Origin of the sequence: Streptomyces sp. NBC_01255 (genome assembly GCF_036226445.1) — a bacterium.
Classification (GTDB): Bacteria; Actinomycetota; Actinomycetes; order Streptomycetales; family Streptomycetaceae; genus Streptomyces.
The window spans coordinates 4,199,179-4,221,132 of sequence record NZ_CP108474.1 but is presented as its reverse complement, the minus strand read 5'-3'; the positions used below and the strand labels follow the sequence as shown (position 1 = coordinate 4,221,132).

Sequence of the window (21,954 nt, the reverse complement as noted above, 5' to 3'; positions counted from 1 at the left end):
CCGTACACCGTACAAGGAGTCCTGCCCATGACGGCGTCGACTGCCCCGGCCAAGCCCACCGGCGGCCACCCGCAGCGCTGGCTGATCCTCGGCGTCATCTGCCTCGCCCAGCTCACCGTGCTGCTCGACAACACCGTGCTCAGCGTCGCCATCCCCTCGCTGACCTCCGAACTCGACGCGACCACCACCGACATCCAGTGGATGATCAACGCGTACTCGCTCGTCCAGTCCGGCCTCCTGCTGAGCGCGGGCAACGCCGCCGACCGCTACGGCCGCAAGAAGCTCCTCGCCGCCGGCCTCGCGCTCTTCGGCCTCGGCTCGCTCGCCGCCGGCCTCGCCGACTCCACCACGCAGCTCATCGCCGCCCGTGCGGGCATGGGCGTCGGCGGCGCGCTCCTCATGACCACCACCCTCGCCGTCGTCATGCAGATCTTCGACGACTCCGAGCGGGTCAAGGCCATCGCGCTCTGGTCCACGGTCGCCTCGCTCGGCTTCGCCGGCGGGCCGCTGATCGGCGGCGTGATCCTCAACCACTTCTGGTGGGGAATGATCTTCCTCATCAACATCCCGGTCGCGGTCCTCGCGCTCGTCGCCGTCCTCAAGCTGGTCCCCGAGTCCAAGAACCCGCAGGGCGACCGCCCCGACCTGCTCGGCGCACTGCTCTCCACGATCGGCATGACGGCCGTCGTGTACGCGATCATCACCGGCCCCGAGCACGGCTGGCTTTCCGCCGAGGTCCTCGTCCCGGCCGTCATCGGCCTCCTCGGGCTCGGCGCCTTCGCGCTGTGGGAGCTCCACACCCCGTACCCGATGCTCGACATGCACTTCTTCCGCAACCAGAAGTTCGTCGGCGCCATCGGCGGCTCGATCCTCGTCGTGTTCGGCATGGGCGGCTCGCTCTTCCTGCTCACCCAGCACCTGCAGTTCGTGCTCGGGTACGAGCCCCTCGAGGCGGGTCTGCGGATGGCGCCGCTCGCGCTGACGATCGTCGCCCTCAACCTGACGGGCATCGGCCCGCGGATCGTCATGAAGCTCGGCACCCCGCCCACCGTCGTCCTCGGCATGACCCTGGTCGCCGGCGGTCTCACCTCGATCTCGCTGCTCGGCGGCGGTACGGACGGCAGCTACTGGGGCATGCTGCTCGGCCTGGTCCTGATGGGCGGTGGCATCGCCGTCTCGTCCCCGGCCATGGCCAACGCGATCATGAGCTCGATCCCGCCGGAGAAGGCGGGCGTGGGCGCCGGTATCAACGGCACCCTCGCCGAGTTCGGCAACGGCCTCGGCGTCGCCGTCCTCGGAGCCGTGCTCAACGCCCGCTTCGCCGCCCTGGTCGCCGTCACCGCGACCTCGCTCCCGGCCGCGCTCGCCGCCGCGGGCAGCGCGGCCGAGCGCCAGGAGATCTCCGACGCCTTCGCCTCCGGCCTCCAGACCAGCCAGCTCGTCGGCGCGATCGCCGTCTTCGCCGGCGGTCTGGTCGCCGCGGCCCTCCTCAGGCGGGCCGAGCGGACGGAGGCCAAGGCCGCGGGGGCGGCCGAGGCGGCGGAACGGATCGAGACGGCTGCTTAGCATGGTGACGGACCGCTGACAGACGGAGGAACGCGATGGTCAAGGCAGCCGAACGGGCCAAGAACCCGGCGCGTTCCAGCGTCTGGCTGGAGGAGAGGGCCCCCCGCAGCGGCGGCGGTCCGGCCGGGCTCGACCGGGACCGGATCGTCGACGCGGCGATCCGGATGCTCGACGAGGAGGGCCTGGCCGGGCTGTCGATGCGCAAGCTCGCGGCCGAGCTGAAGGTCACCGCGATGTCCCTCTACTGGTACGTGGACACCAAGGACGACATCATCGAGTTCGCCATGGACAGCGTCTACGGCGAGTTCGACCTCGCGGCGATCGACGCCGCCGACGGCTGGCGGGACACTACCCGGGTCCTCGCCCTGGAATACCGCCGGATGCTGGTCCGCCACCCGTGGATGTCGCCGAGCGCCGGGCGGTACCTGAACATCGGCCCGCACGCGATCGCGGTCGGCGCCAAGATCCAGGAGGCGATCGGGGACACCGGCCTGCCGATCGACCGTCAGCCCAGTGCGACGTCGGCGGTCTTCCAGTTCGTGTACGGCTACGGAACGATCGAGTCCCAGTTCGGGCGACGTGCGGCAGAGGCCGGGATGTCGCAGGACGACTTCTACGGGGAGTCCGTCAAGGCCTTCCGCGACAATCCGGGCTTCGTGGACGCCATCGAACCCATGGCGGAGATCCTCGACGCGCGGGCCGCGCACGGCAGCGTCACCGAAATGTGGGACCGGGACTTCGCCTATGCCCTGGACGTCCTGGTCGCCGGCATCGAGGCGATGGTTTCCCGTGAAACCAGGAAATGACGGAGCGGCGGGCCGTCCCCTGCCCGCCGCTCCGTTCCCGACCCGGCCGCGCCTCCGCTCGAAGCGCGGCCGGGAGCTTTTCTAGCCCTCCTCGGAGGCCGTCACCGTGCTGCTCTTCAGGGCGACTTCCTTGATGAACAGCGTCACCACGAAGGCGAGCAGCGCGAACGGCGCCGAGTAGAGGAAGACGTCGCCGACGCCGTGTCCGTACGCGCTCTCCATGACCGTACGGATCGGGCCCGGCAGCTTGTCCATGTCCGGGATCCCGCCGCCCGAGCCGGCCTGGCCCATGGCACCCGCGGCCTTCGGGCCGAGCTCGGCCAGGCCCTCCTTGACGTAGTCCGTGACCCGGTGGGCCATGACCGCGCCCAGCGCCGAGACGCCGATCGCACCGCCGAGGGAGCGGAAGAAGGTGACGACGGAGGAGGCCGCGCCGAGGTCGGCGGGGTCCACCTGGTTCTGGGTGCAGAGCACGAGGTTCTGCATCATCATGCCGAGGCCGAGGCCGAGGACCGCCATGAAGATCGCGATGTGCCAGTACGTCGTGTCGTAGCGGATCGTGCCGAGCATCCCGAGCCCGCCGGCGGCCAGGGCGCCGCCGCTGACCAGCCACGCCTTCCACTTGCCGGTCTTCGTGATGATCATGCCGGAGGCGGTGGACGAGACGAACAGGCCCGCGATCATCGGGATGGTGAGGACGCCGGACATCGTCGGCGACTCGTTCCGCGCCAGCTGGAAGTACTGGCTGAAGAAGACCGTGCCGGCGAACATCGCGACACCCACGAAGAGCGAGGCGAGCGAGGCCAGGGTGATCGTGCGGTTGCGGAAGAGGCGGAGCGGGATGATCGGCTCGCTCGCCTTCGACTCGACGAGCAGGAAGATCCCGCCGAGCGCGATCGAACCGAGCACCATGGCGGCGGTCTGCCAGGACATCCAGTCGTACTTGTCGCCCGCGAAGGTGACCCAGATGAGGAGCAGGGAGACGGCGGCGCTGATGAAGAAGGCGCCCGCCCAGTCGACCTTGACCTTGCGCTTCACGACGGGGAGCTTGAGGGTCTTCTGCAGGACGACCAGCGCGATGAACGCGAAGGGCACGCCGACGTAGAAGCACCAGCGCCAGCCGAGCCAGTCGGTGTCGGTGATGACGCCGCCCAGCAGCGGGCCGCCGACGGTGGCGACGGCGAAGGTCGCGCCGAGGTAGCCGCTGTACCGGCCGCGCTCACGCGGGGCGATCATCGCGGCCAGGATGATCTGGGAGAGGGCGGTCAGACCACCGACGCCGATGCCCTGGACGACACGGCAGGCGATGAGCATGCCGGTGCTCTGGGAGAGACCGGCGACGACCGAGCCCGCCACGTAGATGATCAGGGCTATCTGGACGAGCAGCTTCTTCGAGAAGAGGTCCGCGAGCTTGCCCCAGAGCGGGGTGGTCGCGGTCATCGAGAGGAGCGCGGCGGTGACCACCCAGGTGTAGGCGGACTGGCCGCCGCCCAGGTCGGTGATGATCTGGGGGAGGGCGTTGGAGACGATCGTCGAGGACAGGATGGCGACGAACATGCCGAGCAGCAGGCCGGACAGCGCCTCCATGATCTGCCGGTGAGTCATCGGGGCGCCGCCGGTGGCGGTGTCCTCTTGCCGGGCGCTCCCGCCGCGCACACCGGTGGCAGGTGTGGTGGTTGCCATCAACTTCCTTCGTTCTCAAGCGTGGTGGGCCCGGCAGTCCCCGAAGGAGTCGCGGAGGCGGGCAAGCAGGTCGGTGAGCAGTTCGACGTCGTCGTCGGACCACTCGGCGAGGGTGCGGGCGAGCATGTCCGTCAGCCGTCGGTCGAGGACGGCGAGCATGGACTCGCCCGCGGAGGTCAGGTGCAGGATGCGGGAGCGCTTGTCGGCTGGGTCGGGCAGTCGCTCGACCCAGCCGCGGTCCACGGTGTGGGCCACGTGGCGGCTGCTGACCGACATGTCGACGGCCATCAGTTCGGACACGCGGCCGATCCGCATGTCCCCGTGGTGGTGGAGCAGGGCGAGGACGATGGCGGACCCGCCGGGGCACTCGGCAGGCAGGGTCCGCGCGAGTCCGCGCTTCACCGCTCCGATCGCGCTCACCTGGCGGGCGAGGTTCTCGTAGCGCCTGCCTCTGTCCATCGGATCCGTCCGGTCCGTCGGTTCCATCGGCCACTCCACAGATGTTGTTGCTTAGGGCAACGATAGAGATGGATGGTTGCTTCAGGCAAACTAAATCGGTCAAACGGCGCTAAAGAATCGGCAAAGGGCGGCCGGGGCGGGGGCGCGGCGGGGTCGAGGCCGCGGAGGAGGGTGACGGGCTTGGGCCCCCCACCCGCACTTCGCTAGGGTCCTGGCTCATGGCACACAACCCCCAAGCACCGTACGGCCAGGGCCAGGCACCCCAGGGGCAGGGCCCCGAGGGCTACGACCCCGCCGGCAGCACGCAGATGTTCCGCGCCTTCGTCGACGAGGGTGCTCCGCAGCGGCAGCAGCCGCAGGCCGCTGCCCCGGCGGCGGCCCCGGCCGGGCCGCGCGTCGGCCTGATCGTCGGCGTCGTCGCGGTGATCGCCGTCCTGGCGGCCGTCGCCTGGCTGGCCCTGGGCTGACCGCTCGTCCCTACAGCACACCCCGGACGGGCCGGGTCCGCATCACGCGGACCCGGCCCGTCTTTGCTTTCGCCGTGTCTCATGCTGTCACCGTGTCTCTCGGTCCAGGGTGGGCGCGAGCAGCGTGAAGGCCCGGCCGATGAGCGCTGTCGGGTCCTCGGTGTCCCCGTCGCCGCTCCAGTGGTGCAGCACCGTGTCGAACGCGGCGATGGCCATGCCCGCTGCCAGCCGCGGATAGAGCTCGGCCTCGGGGTCGAGCCCCAGGCGCCCCGCGAGCTCCTCCGTCAGCTCCTCCCGCCACCGCGCCTCGTGCTCCAGGAATCGGGCGAGCAGCGCGGGCGTCCGCAGGATCAGCCTGACCACCGGCAGCGCACGTTCGGCGTGGTCGCCGCAGAGGGACAGGGGTACGGAGACGGCGTGCAGCAGCGCCTCGGAGGGGCGCTCCCCGGCGGGCCGGGCGGCGAGTCCCGCGCGCATGTCGGCGCCCATGTCGGCCAGGAACTGGACGACCACGTCCTCCTTCGACGCGAAGTACCGGAAGAACGTGCGCTTGGAGACGCCCGCGGTGGTCGCGATCTCGTCGACCGTGACCGCGTCGAAGCCTCTGAGGGCGAGCAGCTGGAGCGCCGCCTCGGTCAGCTCGGTCGCGACGAGCTGTCGTTTGCGCTGGGCCAGGGTGACGTCGGGGCGGGTGCTCACAGGGCTCACGGGGAGATGGTAACGCGGTGCCCTCAATGACACCAGGGCGCATGCTTGACACTCGGTGACACTAGCGGCAGCGTGTGTCGCATGACCAAGAAGCAGAGCTGGACCGCCGACCGGATCCCGGACCAGACCGGAAGGGTCTTCGTCGTCACCGGAGCCACCAGTGGCCTCGGCCTCGCGACGACCCGGGCGCTGGCCCACCGGGGCGGGCGCGTGATCCTCGCCGTACGGGACGAGGTGAAGGGCCGCGAGGTCGTCGAGGGCCTGATGGCAGCGGGGTCAGGAGCCCTCCCCCTGGACGCCCGTCTGCTCGACGTACGGCGGCTCGACCTCGCCGACCTCGACTCGGTACGCGCCTTCGCCGCCCGCCTCCGCGAGGAGCACCGCCACCTCGACGTGCTCGTCAACAACGCGGGCGTGATGGCACCGCCCCGCACCCTGAGCGCCCAGGGCCACGAGCTCCAGTTCGCCACCAACCACCTCGGCCACTTCGCGCTCACCGGGCTGCTCCTCGACCTGCTCGCCGCCGGACGGGACCCCCGCGTGGTCACCGTCAGCTCGATCAACCACCGGCAGGGCAGCCTTCGTTTCGACGACCTCGGCGGCGAGCGCGGCTACGCGCCCATGGCCTTTTACAACCAGTCGAAGTTCGCCAACGCCGTCTTCGGCCGGGAGCTCCACCGCCGCCTGACCGAGACCGGGAGCCCGGTCCGCAGCGTGCTCGCCCACCCCGGCTATTCCGCGACGAGCCTCCAGACCCGGGACACACGCGGTCTGACGCGGCTGGTCTTCGGGCGCATCGGCAACCCGTTGCTCGCCCAGCCCCCGGAGCGGGGCGCGCTGCCCCAGCTGTACGCGGCGACCGCCCCGGACGTGACGGGCGGCGAGTTCATCGGCCCGGACGGTCCGGCCGAGCTGCGGGGCGCGCCGGCCCGCGTGCGTCTCTCGGACGCGGCGGCCGACGCCGGCACGGGGCGCCGGCTGTGGGAGGTGTCGGAGGGCCTGACCGGGGTGCGCTTCCCGGTCACTGCCAGCTGACGGTGACCTGCTGGGTGTCGATCCGCATCCCCAGCGGCACCCGCCAGGAGTCCACGCACACGCGGTACGTCTGCGTCCGCGCCGTCCCGGCGGCGATCGGCGCGGGCAGGGCCTGGCTGGAGGTGACCGTCGCCCAGTCGACGCCGAGGGCCCCGATGACGTGCGTGGCGAAGGTGACCGTGCCCGAACGGGCCGCCGTGCCACCGGTGTTCCGGAAGGTGACGGTCACCTGCTCGCACCAGCGCCGGTCGGCGTCCGCGAGGGCGGGCGCGGAGACGGTGAGCAGGGCGGGCGGGGGCGTGGGGGACGGCGAAGGGCGGCCGGGGGTTGTGGGCGGGGCCGTGGAGGGGCCGGGGCCACTGGTGCCGGGCGCGGGCGTGGTCCCGGGAGTGCTGGAGGGGGTACGGGGCGGGGTGCCGCCGCCGGTACCAGGAGCCGTACCGGAGGTGGTGGAGCCGCCGGGCGCGGAGGTCACCGGAGCCGTACCCGACTCCGTACCGGAAGAGCCCGAGCCGCCGGACGTACCGGAGGTCCCGGGGCCGGAGGAGGGCGCCGCGCTCCCACCCGCCGCATCCGACGATGACGACGAAGGCGACGACGACGATGACGATGGCGGCGATGACCACGGCGACGACGGCGCAGGCGCCGGGGACGACGTACTGGACGTTGTCCCGCTCGCGGTGGGGCTGTCCAGGGGGACCAGCGTGACCGCACCCGAGGGGGCGACCGCGCCCCTCGGGAAGGGGCCGGCGCCGACCGCCGCGTACCCCTCGTCGTCTCCTCCGCCGCCACAGGCGGTCAGCGCCCCGCCGAGGCAGAGCGCCACCGCCACGAGTCCCGGCTTCCTTCGCCTCATGGACCACAGTCTGGCTGACGGATCGTCAGCAAGGCGTGGTTTTCGAGAAGTCCGCCCGTTCGGTCAGTCGGAGATGAGGCCTTCGCGCAGCTGGGCGAGGGTGCGGGTGAGCAGCCGCGAGACGTGCATCTGGGAGATGCCGACCTCTTCGCCGATCTGCGACTGGGTCATGTTGGCGAAGAAGCGCAGCATGATGATCTGCCGCTCCCTGGGCGGCAGTTTGGCGAGCAGGGGCTTGAGCGACTCCCGGTACTCGACGCCTTCGAGCGCGGTGTCCTCGTAGCCGAGGCGGTCGGCGAGGGAGCCCTCGCCGCCGTCGTCCTCGGGCGAGGGGGAGTCGAGCGAGGAGGCGGTGTACGCGTTGCCCACGGCGAGGCCGTCGACGACGTCCTCCTCCGACACCCCGAGGACGGCGGCGAGTTCGGGGACGGTGGGGGAGCGGTCGAGCTTCTGCGCGAGCTCGTCGCTGGCCTTGGTGAGGGCGAGCCGCAGCTCCTGGAGCCGGCGCGGCACCCGCACCGACCAGGACGTGTCGCGGAAGAAGCGCTTGATCTCGCCGACGACCGTGGGCATGGCGAACGTCGGGAACTCCACGCCCCGTTCGCAGTCGAAGCGGTCGATCGCCTTGATCAGGCCGATGGTGCCGACCTGGACGATGTCCTCCATCGGCTCGTTGCGGGAGCGGAAGCGGGCCGCCGCGTACCGCACGAGGGGGAGGTTGAGCTCGATGAGGGTGTCGCGGACGTAGGTCCGCTCCGGGCTGTCGGGGGCGGCGCCTTCGTCGGTGAGGGCGCGGAGCCGCAGGAACAGGGAGCGCGAGAGGGTGCGGGTGTCGAGGGCGCCGGGCGTGGCGGGCAGCGGCGGAGCCGTGCTCTCCACGGTGTCGACGACGCTCACGACGGCGGTTTCCGCGGAGCTCGCCGCGGAGCTCCCTGCGGAGCTTTCGGCCGCGGTCGGAGCCGTCGTCTGCGTGGGCACGGGAACGGGCGTGAGCGTGAGCACCTTCGAGCTGCCCAGTTCTGTGGACATGCCACCCCCTTGAGGTCGCGGACGGTCGCGGTGGCCGCGACCATCTGAGGAACGCAGCCTCCACCTGAATACCGGCGGCGGGGCTGCGGCAAACTCGGTTCCAGCAGAATGTCACATGTCGGCAACACGCTGTAGTGACTTGTCGACAAGCAGACGGTGCATTTCCGCAGGAAACAAGGGGTGTACGGCATTTGGGGCGCCGTAGAACTGCTCCGAACCGGTCTACCCGTTCCGGTTACGCCTCGATTCTGTTTGCGGATCTCAAACGCGCGAAGCTCCGGGCGAGGAGCCTTGACACGTGCATCTGCGAGACGCCGAGTTCCTGACTGATCTGAGACTGGGTCAAATTGCTGTAGTAGCGCAGCATCAGGATCCGCTGCTCGCGCTCGGGCAGCTGGACGAGCAGGTGCCGGACGAGGTCGCGGTGCTCGACGCCGGCGAGCGCGGGGTCCTCGTAGCCGAGCCGGTCGAGCAGCCCGGGCAGCCCGTCGCCCTCCTGCGCCGCCTCCAGGGAGGTCGCGTGGTACGAGCGCCCGGCCTCGATGCAGGCGAGCACCTCGTCCTCGCCGATCCGCAGCCGCTCGGCGATCTCCGCGGTCGTGGGGGAGCGGCCGTGGGCGGTCGTCAGGTCCTCCGTGGCGCCGTTCACCTGGACCCACAGCTCGTGCAGCCTGCGCGGCACGTGCACGGTCCGGACGTTGTCGCGGAAGTACCGCTTGATCTCGCCGACGACCGTGGGCATGGCGAAGGTCGGGAACTGCACGCCCCGGTCGGGGTCGAAGCGGTCGATGGCGTTGATCAGGCCGATGGTGCCGACCTGGACGACGTCCTCCATCGGCTCGTTGCGGGAGCGGAAGCGGGCCGCCGCGTACCGCACGAGCGGCAGGTTGGCCTCGATGAGGGCCCCGCGCACCCGGTGGTGCTCCGGAGTGCCCGGTTCCAGGTGCTTGAGCTGCCCGAAGAGCACCTGCGTGAGGGCGCGGGTGTCGGCGCCGCGGGTGCTCTGGGGGCGGGGGCGCGGGGTCTCCGCCCCACCTGCCTCGTGCTGGGGCGGGACCTGAGGCGCTGTACTGGCCGGCACGTTCACGCCACCCCTTTGGCTGGTCTTGCTGGTCGACTGGGTCAACTACGGTCAACTCATCCGTCAAAAGCGGTCATAGCATCACAAGACATGTCCACTGTGTGCAAGCACCGTATAGCTACGTGTTGAGGGCATGGTGGAGCAAAAGGGGAGGCCAGAACCGCACGAGGCCCCCCACCATGACGGCGGGGGGCCTCGGCGGCGCGAATGCTCCGGGTGTGGCTAGAAGGCGTAGTCGGCGATCACCCAGGTGGCGAACTCGCGCCACTGGGCGACACCCGCCTGGTGTGCGGGGTGCTCCAGGTAGCGCTGGAGGGCGTCCGTGTCCTCGACGGCCGAATTGATGGCGAAGTCGTACGCGATCGGCCGGTCGGTGATGTTCCAGTCGCACTCCCAGAACCTCAGCTCGGGGATCTGCTCGCCGAGCGCGCGGAACGCCTCGACACCGGCGACGACACGGGGCTCGTCGCGCTTGACGCCCTCGTTGAGCTTGAAGAGGACCAGATGGCGGATCACGAAGGGCTCCTAGTTGATGAGTTCGGTCATGAACTCGCCGACGCCCTGGGCAGCGCTGGCAATGCCTTCGAACCCTACTCCCACGAGATCGGCCGCCCGCTCGGGGGAGTTGATGATCGTGTACAGCACAAAGACCGCGACCGCGTACAGCGCGATCTTCCTCGCTTGCCCCATTGCTCAGCCCTCCCCTGTCCCCGCCGTACGATCGCGCCACTCTAACCGAGCCTTTATGGACCAAGGACCCGGAGATCGAGGCCTTTCGCCGCCCCCCGGAAGAGTGACGGGCGAGCAGTATGGATGTCGAGCCCGGAGGATCTGGCAGGAATCCGAAGGGCTTCCGGAACCGGCCCGCACTGCGGGGTCCGCGCCGCCAGCTTCCCCCCTGACTGCGGCGCAGGACTTGTTGGTCCGGTTCTCATCGGGGGGAACGGCTTGTCCCCCCGATGCCGTTCCCCCCGTCCTACGGAGAAGGCCCCGGCCCGCGCCCCGAGCGCGGACCGGGGCCTTTCCCGTGCGCCTTTGCCGTACGCCGTTCCCTTGCGCCGTTCCCGTACGCCGTTCCCGTGCGACGTGGCGACCGGCTCCCGTCAGCGCCGGGGGAGAGGGTCTTCGAGGCGGAGGGCGAGGGCGAGAAGGCCGGGGAACCGGTGGTCGAACTCGGTGCGGCGCAGGCGGTTGACCCGGCGAGGCCCCTCGTCCCGGCTCTCGACGAGTCCGGCCGCGCGCAGCACCGCGAAGTGGTGGCTGAGGGCCGCTTTGCCCACGGGTACGTCGAAGCTGCTGCACGTGCGCGCCCAGTCGGTGGAGCCGGCCAGCTCCCGTACGAGGGTGAGGCGCACGGGGTCGGCGAGGGCGGCGAGGGCCGTCAGCAGGGGAACGTCGTCGGGGTGCGTGTGCTGGGGGGCGGTCCGGTGGCTGCTCGCGCTCATGGTGCCCTCCGTCGGGGAAAGGAGACTTGCGGAGTGTTCGATGGAGATCATACAGTCCCGAGTGTTCGCTTTTCATTGAACAGTCGAGCGGGAGGTGTGACGCATGCGCGCGATCGAACTGGGTGAGTACGGCGGTCCCGAAGTCCTCAAGGTGGTGGAGACCGACGTTCCCGCACCCGGCCCTGGCCAGGTGAGCATCGACGTCTCCTACGCCGGCGTGAACTTCGCCGACCTGAAGGCGCGGGCCGAGGGCTACCGCGTGCCGGCCCTGCCCTTCCGCCCCGGTCTGGAGGTCTCCGGCCGTGTGCGGGCGCTCGGCCCGGACGTCGTCGGCCTCGCCGTCGGCCAGGAGGTGACCGCGCTGACCGACGGCGGCGCCTACGCGGAGGTCGTCGTGACCGACGCGGCCACCGTCCTCCCCCTGCCGTCCGGAGTCGACCTCCGCACGGGCGCGACCCTGCCCACCGTGCTCCCGACGGCCTACGCCCTGCTCCACGAGGTGGCCAGGGTCCGGCCGGGCGAGACACTCCTCGTCCACGGCGCGGCCGGCGGAATCGGCACCGTGGTGGGCCAGTTGGCGAAGGACGCGGGCATGAGCGCGGTGTACGGCGTCGTGTCGTCGCGGGCCAAGGCCGCACACGCCCTCGCCCACGGCTACGACGACGTCTTCCTCGGCGACGACTTCCAGGACGGCGTCCGCACCGCGACCGGCGGCCGCGGCGTCGACGTCGCCCTCGACCCCGTCGGCGGCTCGACCCTGAAGGTTTCCCTGGCATCCCTCGCCCTCTTCGGCCGCTTGGTCTCCTTCGGCAACGCCGGCGCGGCCGCTCCCTGGAGCGTGGGCCAGCCCGAGCTCTACCCCGCAGGGATCTCGGTCGGCGGCTTCTCGATCCTGGCGCTCGCCGGCACCGCCCCCGAAGCCCTGCGCTCCCTCTCCGAGCGGGCGTTCGCGAAGGTCGCCGACGGCACGGTCACCCTGCCCGTCACCGCCGAGTTCGCCCTCTCCGAGGCGGCCGAGGCGCACCGGCTGATGGCCTCACGGGCGAGCACCGGAAAGCTCCTGCTCAGGATCGCCGAGCACCCGGCCCGTGCCTGAGCCCCACCCCCGGACCCGTGCACACGAGGAGAAGACGATGACCACACCCGCGCCCGCGACCACCCGTGCCGTCCTGGAGGATCTGCTGCGCCGCATCGGGGAGGGCGATCCCGAGAAGATCGCCGAGCTCTACGCGGAGCACGGCGACTGGAAGCTGGACTGGCCGGAGGCCGAACACGGACGACCCGCCACGCCGTGGATCCGCCACCGGTCCTCGCGCGCCGACGCGGCCGCCCACTACCGCGAGATCGCCGAGCACCACGTCCCCGGCGCCGCCGACACCCGGATCGAACGCATCCTCGTCGACGGCGACGACGCGATCGTCCTCGGCGAGATCCGCCAGACGGCCCGCACCACCGGACGCCCGTACCGCGCCCGCTTCGCCCTGCACCTCACCGTCGAGGACGGCCTGGTCACCCGCCACCACGTCTACGAGGACAGCCTCGCCGTCGCCCAGGCATTCGCTCCGGACCCGACCCACTGACGTCGCGTCAAAATGAAACCGCCCCTGACCTGTTCTTCACAGGTCAGGGGCGGTTCCCAAGAGCGGTAGCGGAGGGATTTGAACCCTCGGTGACTTGCGCCACACTCGCTTTCGAGGCGAGCTCCTTCGGCCGCTCGGACACGCTACCGAGAGAGAGCTTAGCCGAAACTGGCGCTGCGATGAAATCCGTATCCCCGGCGAGGTCAGGAGGGGTGTCAGCGGGTGCGGAAGAAGGCCGTCAGCTGCTCCGCGCACTCCTCGCCGAGCACGCCGTGGATCACCTCGGGGCGGTGGTTGAGCCGCCGGTCCCGTACGAGGTCCCAGAGCGAGCCCGCCGCGCCCGCCTTCTCGTCGAGCGCGCCGAACACCACCCGCTCGACCCGCGACTGGACGAGGGCGCCCGCGCACATCACGCACGGCTCCAGGGTGACGACGAGCGTGCACCCCGTCAGGCGCCACTCCCCGGTCGCCGCGGCCGCCCGCCGCAGGGCGAGGACCTCGGCGTGGGCGGTCGGGTCGCCGGCCGCCTCCCGTTCGTTGTGCGCGCGGGCGAGGACCGTGCCGTCCGGGCCGAGCACGACCGCGCCGACCGGTACGTCACCGGCGGGCGCGGCCGCGTCGGCCTCGGCGAGAGCGAGCCGCATGGCGTCCCGCCAGGGGTCCCTTACGGGGTCCCGTACGGGGTCGGCGACGGGCGTCGATACGGGATCGGCACCCGGCGTCGATACGGGGTCGGCACCCGGCGTCGGTACGGGGCCGGCGCCGGGGTCGGGGACAGGTACGGCGTGGGTCACTAGCGGACGGCCTCCAGGACCTCCGCGGCGCCCAGCGCGTCCGCGATCACCGCGAGCGCGTCGCTGTCGAGCCCCCGGAGCTCCCGCTCCGAGAGGCCGAGGTCCGCGAGGACCAGCGCGTCGCCCACGGGAGCGGACGGCACGGCCTCCGCGGCCGCGCCGGCCCGCTCGTCGTCGTCATCGTCGGCATCGTCGACGAGGGGCTCCCCGTCCTCCGTGCCGTCCAGGTCCAGCGACTCCAGCTCGTCGAGCTCGGCGTCGAGGTCGTCGCCGAGGATCTCCCGGGTGAGGATCTCCCCGTACGAGGAACGGGCGGCGGCGGCGCCGTCCGAGACGTAGATCCGAGGGTCTTCCTCACCCTCGATCCGGACGATCCCGAACCACGCGTCCTCCTGCTCGATGTAGACGATCACCGTGTCGTCGTCCGAGGCCTCACGGGCGAGCTCGGCCAGATCCGACAGGGTCTCCACGTCGTCGAGCTCCGTGTCGCTCGCTTCCCACCCGTCTTCGGTGCGCGCGAGCAGTGCGGCGATGTACACCTGACTCTCTCCCACTGATCAGAGGTGTGACGTTCCGGCGGCGCGCTTCCGATGCCCCGCCCAATCGGCATCGTGACAGAAACAGGGCGCTCAGGAGAGGTCTTCGGCTCTTGCGTCGTGCATCAGTCTGAAGGGCACCGCCATCGGGCGGGCGTGCGACCCCGGCGCACACAGGGGGCGCACGGCGGGCCGCGCCGGGTGTTCTCACCAGCGGAAGGTCCGCATACGCATGGCCTGGCGCATCCGTGCGGCCCGGGCGCGCCGCGGCTGTACGCGCTCGCGCAGCGCCTTCGCCTCGTTCAGCTCGCGGAGGAACTGGGCGCGGCGCCTGCGGCGCTGCGCGTCGGTCTCCGGTGCCGGCTGGTCGGCCGCCCCCTCGGCGGCTTCCTCGGCCGGTTCTTCCAGGTCGGGCATCGGCCACACCACCCCATCGCTGGGTCCCTGTGCCCCCACCTTCCCCCAGCGGCGTGGGTCGACGCCAGTGCGCGGCGGGCTACTGTTGAGTCATGCGTCTCCACGTCGTCGACCACCCTCTGGTCGCCCACAAGCTCACCACCCTGCGCGACAAGCGCACGGACTCCGCGACCTTCCGTCGTCTCTCCGACGAGCTGGTCACCCTGCTCGCCTACGAGGCCACCAGGGACGTGCGGACCGAGCAGGTCGACATCGAGACCCCCGTCACTCCCACGACCGGTGTGAAGCTCTCGTACCCGCGTCCGCTGGTGGTCCCGATCCTGCGTGCCGGGCTCGGCATGCTCGACGGCATGGTCCGTCTGCTCCCGACGGCCGAGGTCGGCTTCCTGGGCATGATCCGCAACGAGGAGACGCTGGAGGCGTCGACCTACGCCACGCGGATGCCGGAGGACCTCTCGGGCCGCCAGGTGTACGTCCTGGACCCGATGCTGGCGACCGGCGGCACGCTGGTCGCGGCGATCCGCGAGCTGATCAAGCGCGGCGCCGACGACGTGACCGCGGTCGTGCTCCTCGCCGCCCCGGAGGGCGTCGAGATCATGGAGCGCGAGCTCGCGGGCACGCCGGTGACCGTCGTGACGGCCTCGGTCGACGAGCGGCTCAACGAGAACGGCTACATCGTCCCGGGCCTGGGCGACGCGGGCGACCGCATGTACGGCTCTGCCGAGTAATTACCCAGCCGGCTCCGCCGAATAGGACGCAGCCGGCTCTGCCGAGTAGCTCCTCAGGAGTACCTCAGCACTTTCCGGTCGGTACGGGCGCGGGCTTGGTCAGGGCGACCAGGGCCGCGTCCGCCGTCGCCTTCGGGGACAGCGTCTTGAACGCGGTCCCGATGATCAGGTCCACGTCCGTCGTGCCCCGGGTGTCCGTCTTGGTCGTGGCGCCCTTGAGCTGGGTGCCGAGGACCGGGAAGGCGCCCTTCGTGGCCGCGGGCGGGCCGAGCAGCAGCCCCGCGCCGGGGACCTTCTTGTCGAAGGCGGCGGGAGCGTTCCCCACCTTGCCGATCTTGAAGCCGCGCTTCTTGAGCTCGTCCGCGGTCGTCTTGGCGAGCCCGCTGCGCGGGGTCGCGTTGTAGACGTTGACCGTGATCTGGCCGGGCTTCGGGAGGGCGGCCACGGGCGGGGTCGTCGCCTTGGCCACGGGTTTGCAGTCGGTCTGCTTCCCGGCGGTCGTCTTCGTGCCCTCGTCGCCGGAGAAGACGTCGACGAGCTGGAGCGTGCCCCAGCCGGCCGCGCCGAGCACGACCACGGAGGCCGCGGCCGCGAGGATGATCCGGCGCCGGCGGTGGGGGCGGCGCATGCGCGGGTAGACATCCCCCGTGATGCGGTACTTTCCGCCCATTCCGGGGGGTGTGAGCATGCTCATGAACGCAGCGTAATACCGCCCGTCGGCGATGCCTACTTGATGATCATGTGATCGCGTCCGGATGGGGGCGAACTGACCCCGAAAGGGTCAGTGGCGGTGGAGCGTCAGTCGAGTTCCAGGACGCGGGCGTGCAGCACCTGGCGCTGCTGCAGTGCCGCGCGGACGGCGCGGTGCAGTCCGTCCTCGAGGTAGAGGTCGCCGCGCCACTTCACGACGTGCGCGAAGAGGTCGCCGTAGAAGGTGGAGTCCTCGGCGAGCAGCGTCTCCAGGTCCAGCTGGCCCTTGGTGGTGACCAGCTGGTCGAGGCGGACCGGGCGCGGCGCGACGTCCGCCCACTGCCGGGTGCTTTCCCGGCCGTGGTCGGGATACGGCTTTCCGTTTCCGATGCGCTTGAAGATCACACGGAAAGCCTACCGGGCAAGCGGCTCCCGGCGCAGCCACGCAAGGGCGGTGCGATGCTGGTGCGAACCGTGACAAAAGCGAAATCAAGGTGTCGTCATGAGCGTCAGTGAGCAGAGCGCACAGCCGCCCGCACCCCTTGCGGGGCCCGCCGCCGAGATCGCCGCCGGGTACGCCTTCGACGGACCCGCACTCGATCTGGGGGCGCTCCTCTGGGACGGCGCGTGTCACCCGGACGCGCCGGTCCGCATCCCGCTGCCGATGCTCAACCGCCACGGTCTGGTCGCCGGTGCCACCGGCACCGGCAAGACGAAGACGCTCCAGCTGATCGCGGAGCAGCTCTCGACCCACGGCGTGCCGGTCTTCCTCGCCGACGTCAAGGGGGACGTCTCCGGGATCTCGGCCCCCGGGGCGGACGGCGAGAAGGTGCGGGAGCGGGCCGCCCAGGTCGGCCAGGAGTGGCGGGGGACGGGCTTCCCCTGCGAGTTCTACGGGCTCGGGGGCATCGGCCCCGGCATCCCGGTGCGCGCCACGGTGACCGGCTTCGGCCCCGTACTCCTTTCGAAGGTGCTCCAGCTCAACCAGACGCAGGAGCAGTCGCTCGGCCTGATCTTCCACTACGCCGACTCCAAGGGCCTCGAACTGGTCGACCTCAAGGACCTGCGGGCGGTCGTCGCCTTCCTGGTCTCGGACACCGGGAAGGCCGAGCTGAAGGGGATCGGCGGTCTGTCGACGGTGACGGCCGGGGTGATCCTGCGGTCGATCACGGCCTTCGAGCAGCAGGGCGCGGGCGGTTTCTTCGGGGAGCCGGAGTTCGACACGGCCGCGTTCCTGCGGACGGCGGCCGACGGGCGCGGGATCGTCTCGGTCCTGGAGCTGCCGGCCGTGCAGGACAAGCCGCAGCTCTTCTCGACCTTCCTCATGTGGATGCTCGCGGACCTCTTCGACGACCTGCCGGAGGTCGGCGATCTGGAGAAGCCGAAGCTGGTCTTCTTCTTCGACGAGGCGCACCTGCTGTTCAAGGGGGCGTCGAAGGCGTTCCTGGAGTCGATCACGCAGACGGTCCGGCTGATCCGCTCGAAGGGCGTCGGGATCTTCCTCGTGACCCAGACGCCGAAGGACGTCCCCTCGGACGTGCTCGCCCAGCTGGGCAACCGGGTGCAGCACGCGCTGCGCGCCTTCACCCCGGACGACGCGAAGGCCCTCAAGGCGACCGTGCGGACCTTCCCCAACTCCGCGTACGACCTGGAGGAAGTGCTCACGGGGCTCGGCACGGGCGAGGCGGTGGTCACCGTACTGAGCGAGAAGGGCGCCCCGACCCCGGTGGCGGCGACCCGGCTGCGGGCCCCCGAGTCGCTGATGGGCCCGATCGACGCGGCCGCCCTGGACGCCGCCGTGAAGGGGTCGCCGCTGTACGGGCGGTACGCGGAGGCGGTGGACCGGGAGTCGGCGTACGAGCGGCTGACGGCCGAGCAGCGGGCGGCGGAGGCGGCGGCCCTGGAGGCCGCGGCGGCGAAGGAGGCCGAGAAGGCCGAGAAGGCCTCCGGACAGCAGGGAGCGAGGGCTCCGAAGCCGGAGCCCTCGCTCGCCGAACAGGTGGTGGGCAGTGGGATCTTCAAATCCCTCACCCGGTCGATCGGCACTCAGCTGGGCCGGGAGATCAGCCGCTCGATCTTCGGCACGGCCCGCCGCCGGAAGTGACTACCGGCTTACTCGGTGACCTCGTGGTGGTCGTCGTGCAGGCCGCCGCCGCTGCCCGTGCCGCCGGTGGTCGGGACGGAGACGACCGGCTTGCGCAGGGAGGAGATGTCGTGGGCGTACGTGCCCACGGCGTTGGCGATGACGTCGATGTTCACGTCGAAGGCCTTCATGTTGACGTTCTTCAGGTCGTCGCCCTTGGCGTGGTAGTTCACGTCGTACGCGACACCCGCCGTGCCGCCGAACTTGGCGGCCTGGGCGGCGGTCTTGATGCCCTCGGCGCCGGTGAAGGTGCCGCCGGAGGGGATGCCGACCTTGATGAACGGGCCGTAGTCGGAGCGGCCGGAGAAGTCGGTGCCCTCGTTCGGGACCCCGTTCTTGTCCATGAAGTCGGTGATGTCGCGCTCCAGCTGGGCGGAGCCCGTGGGGCCCGCGCCCTCGCCGACGTTGTCCGAGTTGTCGCCGTCGTAGACGAAGAGGCCGTAGTTCGGCGAGGCGATCATGTCGAAGTTGAGGTAGAGCTTGATCTCGCTCTTGTCGAGCGCGGTGAGGTTCTTGACGTAGTGGTCGGAGCCGAGGAGGCCGTTCTCCTCCGCGGACCACCAGGCGAAGCGGACCTTGTTGCGGACCTTGTCCTTCGACTGGGCGAGCTCCAGGGCGGTCTGGAGAAGACCGGCGGAGCCCGAGCCGTTGTCGTTGATGCCGGGGCCGGCGGTGACGGAGTCGAGGTGCGAGCCGAGCATCACGGTGTTGGCGGCGTTGCCGCCCTTGGTCTCCGCGATGACGTTGTTGGTGGAACGCTTCTCCTGGAGCTGGCGGATCTCCAGGGAGAGCGAGACCGGCCCCTTGGCGAGGTCGGCGGCGAGCGCCGTGCCCTCGGCCAGGGTGAGACCGCCGGTCGGGAGCTTCCCGGCGGCCGGGTCGCCGAGGGTGCCGGAGAGGGCGCCTTCGACGTTGTTGTAGACCAGGGCGGCGGTGGCGCCGGCCGCGGCGGCCTGCTCCTGCTTGATCGCGAAGGAGCAGCCACCGCGCTTGATCAGCGCGATCTTGCCGGTGAAGGTGCCGGAGGCGTAGTCGCCCGGCTCGCAGCCGGTGGTGCCGTCGGCGTCGACGGGCACGGCCGCGAGGGCCGCGGTGATGCCGCCGACCGGGGTGGACTTGGTGTACGTCATCGCCTTGACGTCGAGCGTGCGGGGCGCCGGGGAGACGACGGAGCCCTTCTCGGCGAGCGTCTGCGTGTAGAGGAACTCGAACTTCTGGTACGAGACGTTGTAGCCGGCCTTCTTGAGCTGCGTGTACACGTACGCGGCGGAGGCGTCGTGCCCGAGCGTGCCGGCCGCGCGGTGGCCGCCGGACGAGTCGGCTATCGCCTGGAACATCTGCAGGTGCTTGAAGGCGTCCTTGCCGGACGTCTCGCGGACCAGCTTCTTCGCCAGCTTGGCGGCATCGCGGGCCGGTGCGGCCGCGGGGTCCTGGCCGGCGGTGGCGGGAGAGGAGAGGACCAGCGGGGTGGCGAGGGCGGCAGCGGCCAGGATGGCCGCGGCACGGCGCTGGGTTGCGTTCACAGAAGTCCTTCCCGAAACGGACGAGGTTGAGGGGAAGTTAGCGATCTGTGGGGGGTTCTGTGAACAGGTTCTGCGCAATTCCTGTCACCTTGAGCAGGATTGACATCTGGAATTATCGATTCCCGGACGGTTTGGGATCCTTGGCGGCTTTTGCCGCCTTCGCTGCCGCCTTCATCTCCTGCTTGTGCGCGCGCACCTTCACGAGCGACTCCGGCCCGGTGATGTCGGCGGCCGAGCGGTACGCGCCCTGCTCGCCGTACGGCCCCGCCGCCTCCCGCCAGCCCGGGGGCCGCACCCCGTACTGCTTGCCGAGCAGCGCCAGGAAGATCTGCGCCTTCTGCTTCCCGAAGCCCGGCAGCGCTTCGAGCCGCGCGAGCAGCTCCTTCCCGGTCGCCGCGTCCGCCCAGACGGCCTCGGCGTCGCCCCCGTACTCCTCGACCAGGAAGCGGCAGAGCTGCTGCACGCGCTGGGCCATCGACCCGGGAAACCGGTGCACGGCCGGCTTCTCGGAGAGCAGCGCGGCGAACTCCTCCGGGTCGCGGGCGGCGATCTCGTGTGCGTCGAGATCGTCCGCCCCGAGCCGCGAGGCGATCGTGTACGGGCCGGAGAACGCCCACTCCATCGGGACCTGCTGGTCCAGGAGCATGCCGACGAGCGCGGCGAGCGGCGAACGCCCGAGCAGGGCGTCGGCCTCGGGCTGCTGGGCGAGATGGATCTCGGGCCTTGCCTGGGAACTCATGCTTCGATCATCCCGCCGCCGCCGGGCGCCCGCATGGTGGGTTCATCCCTTCGCGAAGCGGTCCATGGCCGAAAGGATCAGGTCCCGGGTCCGTTCGCCGCCCAGGTGCCCGGCGTCCTCGATCATGTGCAGTTCGGCGCCCGGCCAGGCGCGGGACAGTTCCCAGGCCGTGGTGGGCGGGCCTGCCATGTCGAGCCGGCCGTGGACCAGGACGCCGGGGATGCCGGCGAGCCGGTGCGCGTCGCGGATCAGCGCGCCCTCCGGCAGCCAGCCGCCGTGGGCGAAGTAGTGCGCGCAGATCCGGACGAAGGCGAGCCGGGCGTCGTCGACCCGGTCGGTGTACGGGGTGCCCTTGCCCTCCATGGAGAGCACCGTGTCCTCCCAGGCGCACCAGTCGGCCGCGGCCTTCTCCCGTACGGCCCGTTCGGGGTGGTTCATCAGGGCGGAGTAGGCGGCCACCATGTCCTCCGCCCTCACCAGGTCCTCCGCCCCGTCGGCCCCGGCCCGGAAGCGGTCGTGGGCCTCCGGGAAGAAGCGGCCGGCGCCCTCGTACAGCCAGGCGATCTCGGAGCGGCGGGTGGTCGTGACGGCCGTGATGACGATCTCCGTCACGCGCTCGGGGTGCGCCTCCGCGTACGCCAGGATCAGCGTGGAGCCCCAGGAGCCGCCGAACAGCAGCCAGCGGTCGATCCCGAGGTGCTCGCGCAGCCGCTCCATGTCGGCGACCAGGTGCGCGGTGGTGTTCACGGACATGTCGGCGGCCGGGTCGCTCGCGTGCGGGGTGGAGCGCCCGCAGCCGCGCTGGTCGAAGAGGACGAGCCGGTACGCCTCCGGGTCGAAGAACCGCCGGTTGTGCGGGGATGACCCGGAGCCCGGCCCGCCGTGCACGACGAGCGCGGGCCGGCCCGCCGGGTTGCCGGAGACCTCCCAGTGGATGAGGTTGCCGTCGCCCACGTCGAGCAGGCTCTGGTCGTAGGGTGCGGTCTCGGGGTGCATCCGGCCGAGGCTACCGACCCTTGACGCGGGCCGCCGGGTTCTCGCACCACTCCAGGACCGAGGACCATTCCCCGTATCCCGAGTCGGGGTTGAGGTGCGCGCCGCCCGGGACGTGGTCCGTGTCGAGGCCGAGCGGGGTGCCGTAGTGGACGTCCGCGCCCTCGGGGCAGTACGGATCCCCGTCCCCGTACACGAGCCGTGCCCGTACGCCCGTCTCCGCCAGGCCCGTCTCCGCCAGGCCCTTCTCCGCGAGGTCGAGCCCGTCGGCGAACGCGGCGATCGCCGGGATCGACGCGGTCACCGGCGGTGAGGGCGGGGCGACGAGCAGCACCCGGTCGGCGTCCGGCCGCCGCTCCCCGGCCCGCAGCCACAGCAGCACGGACAGGCTGTGCGCGAGCACCACGAACTCCCCGTCGGCCGGCCGCTCACCGTGCTCCTCCAGGGCGGCGAGCCAGTCCTCCAGGACGGGCGCGTCGGCCTCGGGCAGCTGCGGGTAGCGCACCTCGTGCCCGCGCGCCCGCAGCTCCCCGGCGAGCCAGTGCTGCCAGTGACCCGGCGGACGGTGGTTCTGGAAGCCGTGCAGGATCAGATACGTGGTCATGCCACGATCCTGCGGCCGGGGCCCGCTCCCGGTCCACCACCGTCCACGGAGCGGGCGGACCCGTACGGGGGT

General features: G+C 71.1%; 26 protein-coding genes and 1 tRNA gene. 8 read left to right on the top strand and 19 right to left on the bottom strand.

Features of this window, described 5'->3' with window-relative positions:
* Positions 1–27: 27 nt before the first annotated feature.
* Positions 28–1,566, top strand: coding sequence for an MFS transporter (locus OG357_RS18765; RefSeq protein ID WP_329622245.1), 1,539 nt, complete (start codon positions 28–30; stop codon positions 1,564–1,566).
* A 35-nt stretch (positions 1,567–1,601) separates the two neighbouring features.
* Entirely contained in the window at positions 1,602–2,372 is a 771-nt protein-coding gene (locus OG357_RS18760) for a TetR/AcrR family transcriptional regulator (protein ID WP_329622244.1), read from the top strand.
* Positions 2,373–2,453: 81 nt separating this feature from the next.
* On the opposite strand, the gene OG357_RS18755 is transcribed toward OG357_RS18760, so the two are convergent.
* Together OG357_RS18755 and OG357_RS18750 are read right to left on the bottom strand one after the other, a co-directional pair.
* Complete coding sequence (locus tag OG357_RS18755) at positions 2,454–4,055, bottom strand: MDR family MFS transporter (protein WP_329622243.1); 1,602 nt, start codon at positions 4,053–4,055, stop codon at positions 2,454–2,456.
* Between the two features lie 15 nt (positions 4,056–4,070).
* Complete coding sequence (locus OG357_RS18750; protein ID WP_329625623.1) at positions 4,071–4,514, bottom strand: MarR family winged helix-turn-helix transcriptional regulator; 444 nt, start codon at positions 4,512–4,514, stop codon at positions 4,071–4,073.
* Between the two features lie 218 nt (positions 4,515–4,732).
* Here OG357_RS18750 and OG357_RS18745 point away from each other — a divergent pair, with 218 nt between their 5' ends.
* Complete coding sequence (locus tag OG357_RS18745; protein ID WP_329622242.1) at positions 4,733–4,981, top strand: hypothetical protein; 249 nt, start codon at positions 4,733–4,735, stop codon at positions 4,979–4,981.
* A gap of 87 nt (positions 4,982–5,068) precedes the next feature.
* On the opposite strand, the gene OG357_RS18740 is transcribed toward OG357_RS18745, so the two are convergent.
* Positions 5,069–5,680 carry a TetR family transcriptional regulator gene (locus tag OG357_RS18740; protein ID WP_329625622.1) on the bottom strand — a complete coding sequence of 204 codons (612 nt, stop codon included), beginning with the start codon at positions 5,678–5,680 and terminating at the stop codon, positions 5,069–5,071.
* Positions 5,681–5,770: 90 nt separating this feature from the next.
* Between OG357_RS18740 and OG357_RS18735 the strand changes: the two genes are divergently transcribed.
* Positions 5,771–6,724, top strand: a complete 954-nt coding sequence (locus tag OG357_RS18735; protein WP_329622241.1) for an oxidoreductase — start codon at positions 5,771–5,773, stop codon at positions 6,722–6,724.
* On the opposite strand, the gene OG357_RS18730 is transcribed toward OG357_RS18735, so the two are convergent.
* The 6 genes from OG357_RS18730 to OG357_RS18705 all read right to left on the bottom strand — a co-directional run bounded on the left by OG357_RS18730 (position 6,711) and on the right by OG357_RS18705 (position 11,135).
* The gene (locus OG357_RS18730) at positions 6,711–7,199 is read right to left on the bottom strand and encodes a hypothetical protein (RefSeq protein WP_329622240.1); all 489 of its coding nucleotides are present in this window, start codon (positions 7,197–7,199) and stop codon (positions 6,711–6,713) included. The two genes, OG357_RS18735 and OG357_RS18730, sit on opposite strands and share 14 nt — an antisense overlap.
* A gap of 444 nt (positions 7,200–7,643) precedes the next feature.
* Positions 7,644–8,609 carry an RNA polymerase sigma factor SigF gene (locus OG357_RS18725; RefSeq protein ID WP_329622239.1) on the bottom strand — a complete coding sequence of 322 codons (966 nt, stop codon included), beginning with the start codon at positions 8,607–8,609 and terminating at the stop codon, positions 7,644–7,646.
* A gap of 235 nt (positions 8,610–8,844) precedes the next feature.
* Complete coding sequence (locus OG357_RS18720) at positions 8,845–9,690, bottom strand: RNA polymerase sigma factor SigF (RefSeq protein ID WP_055646141.1); 846 nt, start codon at positions 9,688–9,690, stop codon at positions 8,845–8,847.
* A gap of 222 nt (positions 9,691–9,912) precedes the next feature.
* Positions 9,913–10,206 (bottom strand): Dabb family protein, encoded by a 294-nt coding sequence (locus OG357_RS18715; protein ID WP_329622238.1) that lies wholly within the window; start codon positions 10,204–10,206, stop codon positions 9,913–9,915.
* A gap of 9 nt (positions 10,207–10,215) precedes the next feature.
* Positions 10,216–10,380, bottom strand: a complete 165-nt coding sequence (locus tag OG357_RS18710; RefSeq protein ID WP_317597382.1) for a hypothetical protein — start codon at positions 10,378–10,380, stop codon at positions 10,216–10,218.
* 413 nt (positions 10,381–10,793) lie between these two features.
* Positions 10,794–11,135, bottom strand: a complete 342-nt coding sequence (locus OG357_RS18705; protein ID WP_329622237.1) for an ArsR/SmtB family transcription factor — start codon at positions 11,133–11,135, stop codon at positions 10,794–10,796.
* A 103-nt stretch (positions 11,136–11,238) separates the two neighbouring features.
* Here OG357_RS18705 and OG357_RS18700 point away from each other — a divergent pair, with 103 nt between their 5' ends.
* Positions 11,239–12,231 (top strand): quinone oxidoreductase family protein, encoded by a 993-nt coding sequence (locus OG357_RS18700; RefSeq protein WP_329622236.1) that lies wholly within the window; start codon positions 11,239–11,241, stop codon positions 12,229–12,231.
* Between the two features lie 37 nt (positions 12,232–12,268).
* Entirely contained in the window at positions 12,269–12,715 is a 447-nt protein-coding gene (locus tag OG357_RS18695) for a nuclear transport factor 2 family protein (protein ID WP_329622235.1), read from the top strand.
* Between the two features lie 63 nt (positions 12,716–12,778).
* Here OG357_RS18695 and OG357_RS18690 read toward each other — a convergent pair.
* From OG357_RS18690 to OG357_RS18675, 4 genes are all read right to left on the bottom strand, one after another.
* A tRNA-Ser gene (locus OG357_RS18690) sits at positions 12,779–12,863 on the bottom strand.
* Between the two features lie 67 nt (positions 12,864–12,930).
* Positions 12,931–13,359, bottom strand: a complete 429-nt coding sequence (tadA, locus tag OG357_RS18685; RefSeq protein ID WP_317597384.1) for a tRNA adenosine(34) deaminase TadA — start codon at positions 13,357–13,359, stop codon at positions 12,931–12,933.
* A gap of 149 nt (positions 13,360–13,508) precedes the next feature.
* Positions 13,509–14,048 carry a tRNA adenosine deaminase-associated protein gene (locus OG357_RS18680; RefSeq protein ID WP_329622234.1) on the bottom strand — a complete coding sequence of 180 codons (540 nt, stop codon included), beginning with the start codon at positions 14,046–14,048 and terminating at the stop codon, positions 13,509–13,511.
* A gap of 204 nt (positions 14,049–14,252) precedes the next feature.
* The gene (locus OG357_RS18675; RefSeq protein WP_317597386.1) at positions 14,253–14,462 is read right to left on the bottom strand and encodes a hypothetical protein; all 210 of its coding nucleotides are present in this window, start codon (positions 14,460–14,462) and stop codon (positions 14,253–14,255) included.
* Positions 14,463–14,554: 92 nt separating this feature from the next.
* Between OG357_RS18675 and upp the strand changes: the two genes are divergently transcribed.
* On the top strand, positions 14,555–15,190 hold the full coding sequence (gene upp, locus OG357_RS18670; protein WP_317597387.1) for a uracil phosphoribosyltransferase: 636 nt from the start codon (positions 14,555–14,557) through the stop codon (positions 15,188–15,190).
* 64 nt (positions 15,191–15,254) lie between these two features.
* On the opposite strand, the gene OG357_RS18665 is transcribed toward upp, so the two are convergent.
* Both OG357_RS18665 and OG357_RS18660 read right to left on the bottom strand, forming a co-directional pair.
* A complete protein-coding gene (locus tag OG357_RS18665; protein WP_329622233.1) occupies positions 15,255–15,884 on the bottom strand; it encodes a LytR C-terminal domain-containing protein in 630 nt (209 codons plus the stop codon).
* Positions 15,885–15,988: 104 nt separating this feature from the next.
* Positions 15,989–16,285, bottom strand: coding sequence for a type II toxin-antitoxin system VapB family antitoxin (locus tag OG357_RS18660; protein ID WP_055642348.1), 297 nt, complete (start codon positions 16,283–16,285; stop codon positions 15,989–15,991).
* Between the two features lie 97 nt (positions 16,286–16,382).
* Between OG357_RS18660 and OG357_RS18655 the strand changes: the two genes are divergently transcribed.
* Positions 16,383–17,984 carry a helicase HerA-like domain-containing protein gene (locus OG357_RS18655; protein WP_329622232.1) on the top strand — a complete coding sequence of 534 codons (1,602 nt, stop codon included), beginning with the start codon at positions 16,383–16,385 and terminating at the stop codon, positions 17,982–17,984.
* Positions 17,985–17,992: 8 nt separating this feature from the next.
* Here OG357_RS18655 and OG357_RS18650 read toward each other — a convergent pair whose 3' ends face one another.
* The 4 genes from OG357_RS18650 to OG357_RS18635 all read right to left on the bottom strand — a co-directional run bounded on the left by OG357_RS18650 (position 17,993) and on the right by OG357_RS18635 (position 21,882).
* Complete coding sequence (locus OG357_RS18650; RefSeq protein WP_329622231.1) at positions 17,993–19,546, bottom strand: M28 family metallopeptidase; 1,554 nt, start codon at positions 19,544–19,546, stop codon at positions 17,993–17,995.
* A gap of 112 nt (positions 19,547–19,658) precedes the next feature.
* On the bottom strand, positions 19,659–20,285 hold the full coding sequence (locus OG357_RS18645; protein WP_329622230.1) for an HhH-GPD-type base excision DNA repair protein: 627 nt from the start codon (positions 20,283–20,285) through the stop codon (positions 19,659–19,661).
* Between the two features lie 42 nt (positions 20,286–20,327).
* A complete protein-coding gene (gene pip, locus OG357_RS18640) occupies positions 20,328–21,281 on the bottom strand; it encodes a prolyl aminopeptidase (RefSeq protein ID WP_329622229.1) in 954 nt (317 codons plus the stop codon).
* A gap of 10 nt (positions 21,282–21,291) precedes the next feature.
* Complete coding sequence (locus OG357_RS18635; protein ID WP_329622228.1) at positions 21,292–21,882, bottom strand: RBBP9/YdeN family alpha/beta hydrolase; 591 nt, start codon at positions 21,880–21,882, stop codon at positions 21,292–21,294.
* Positions 21,883–21,954 lie beyond the last annotated feature (72 nt).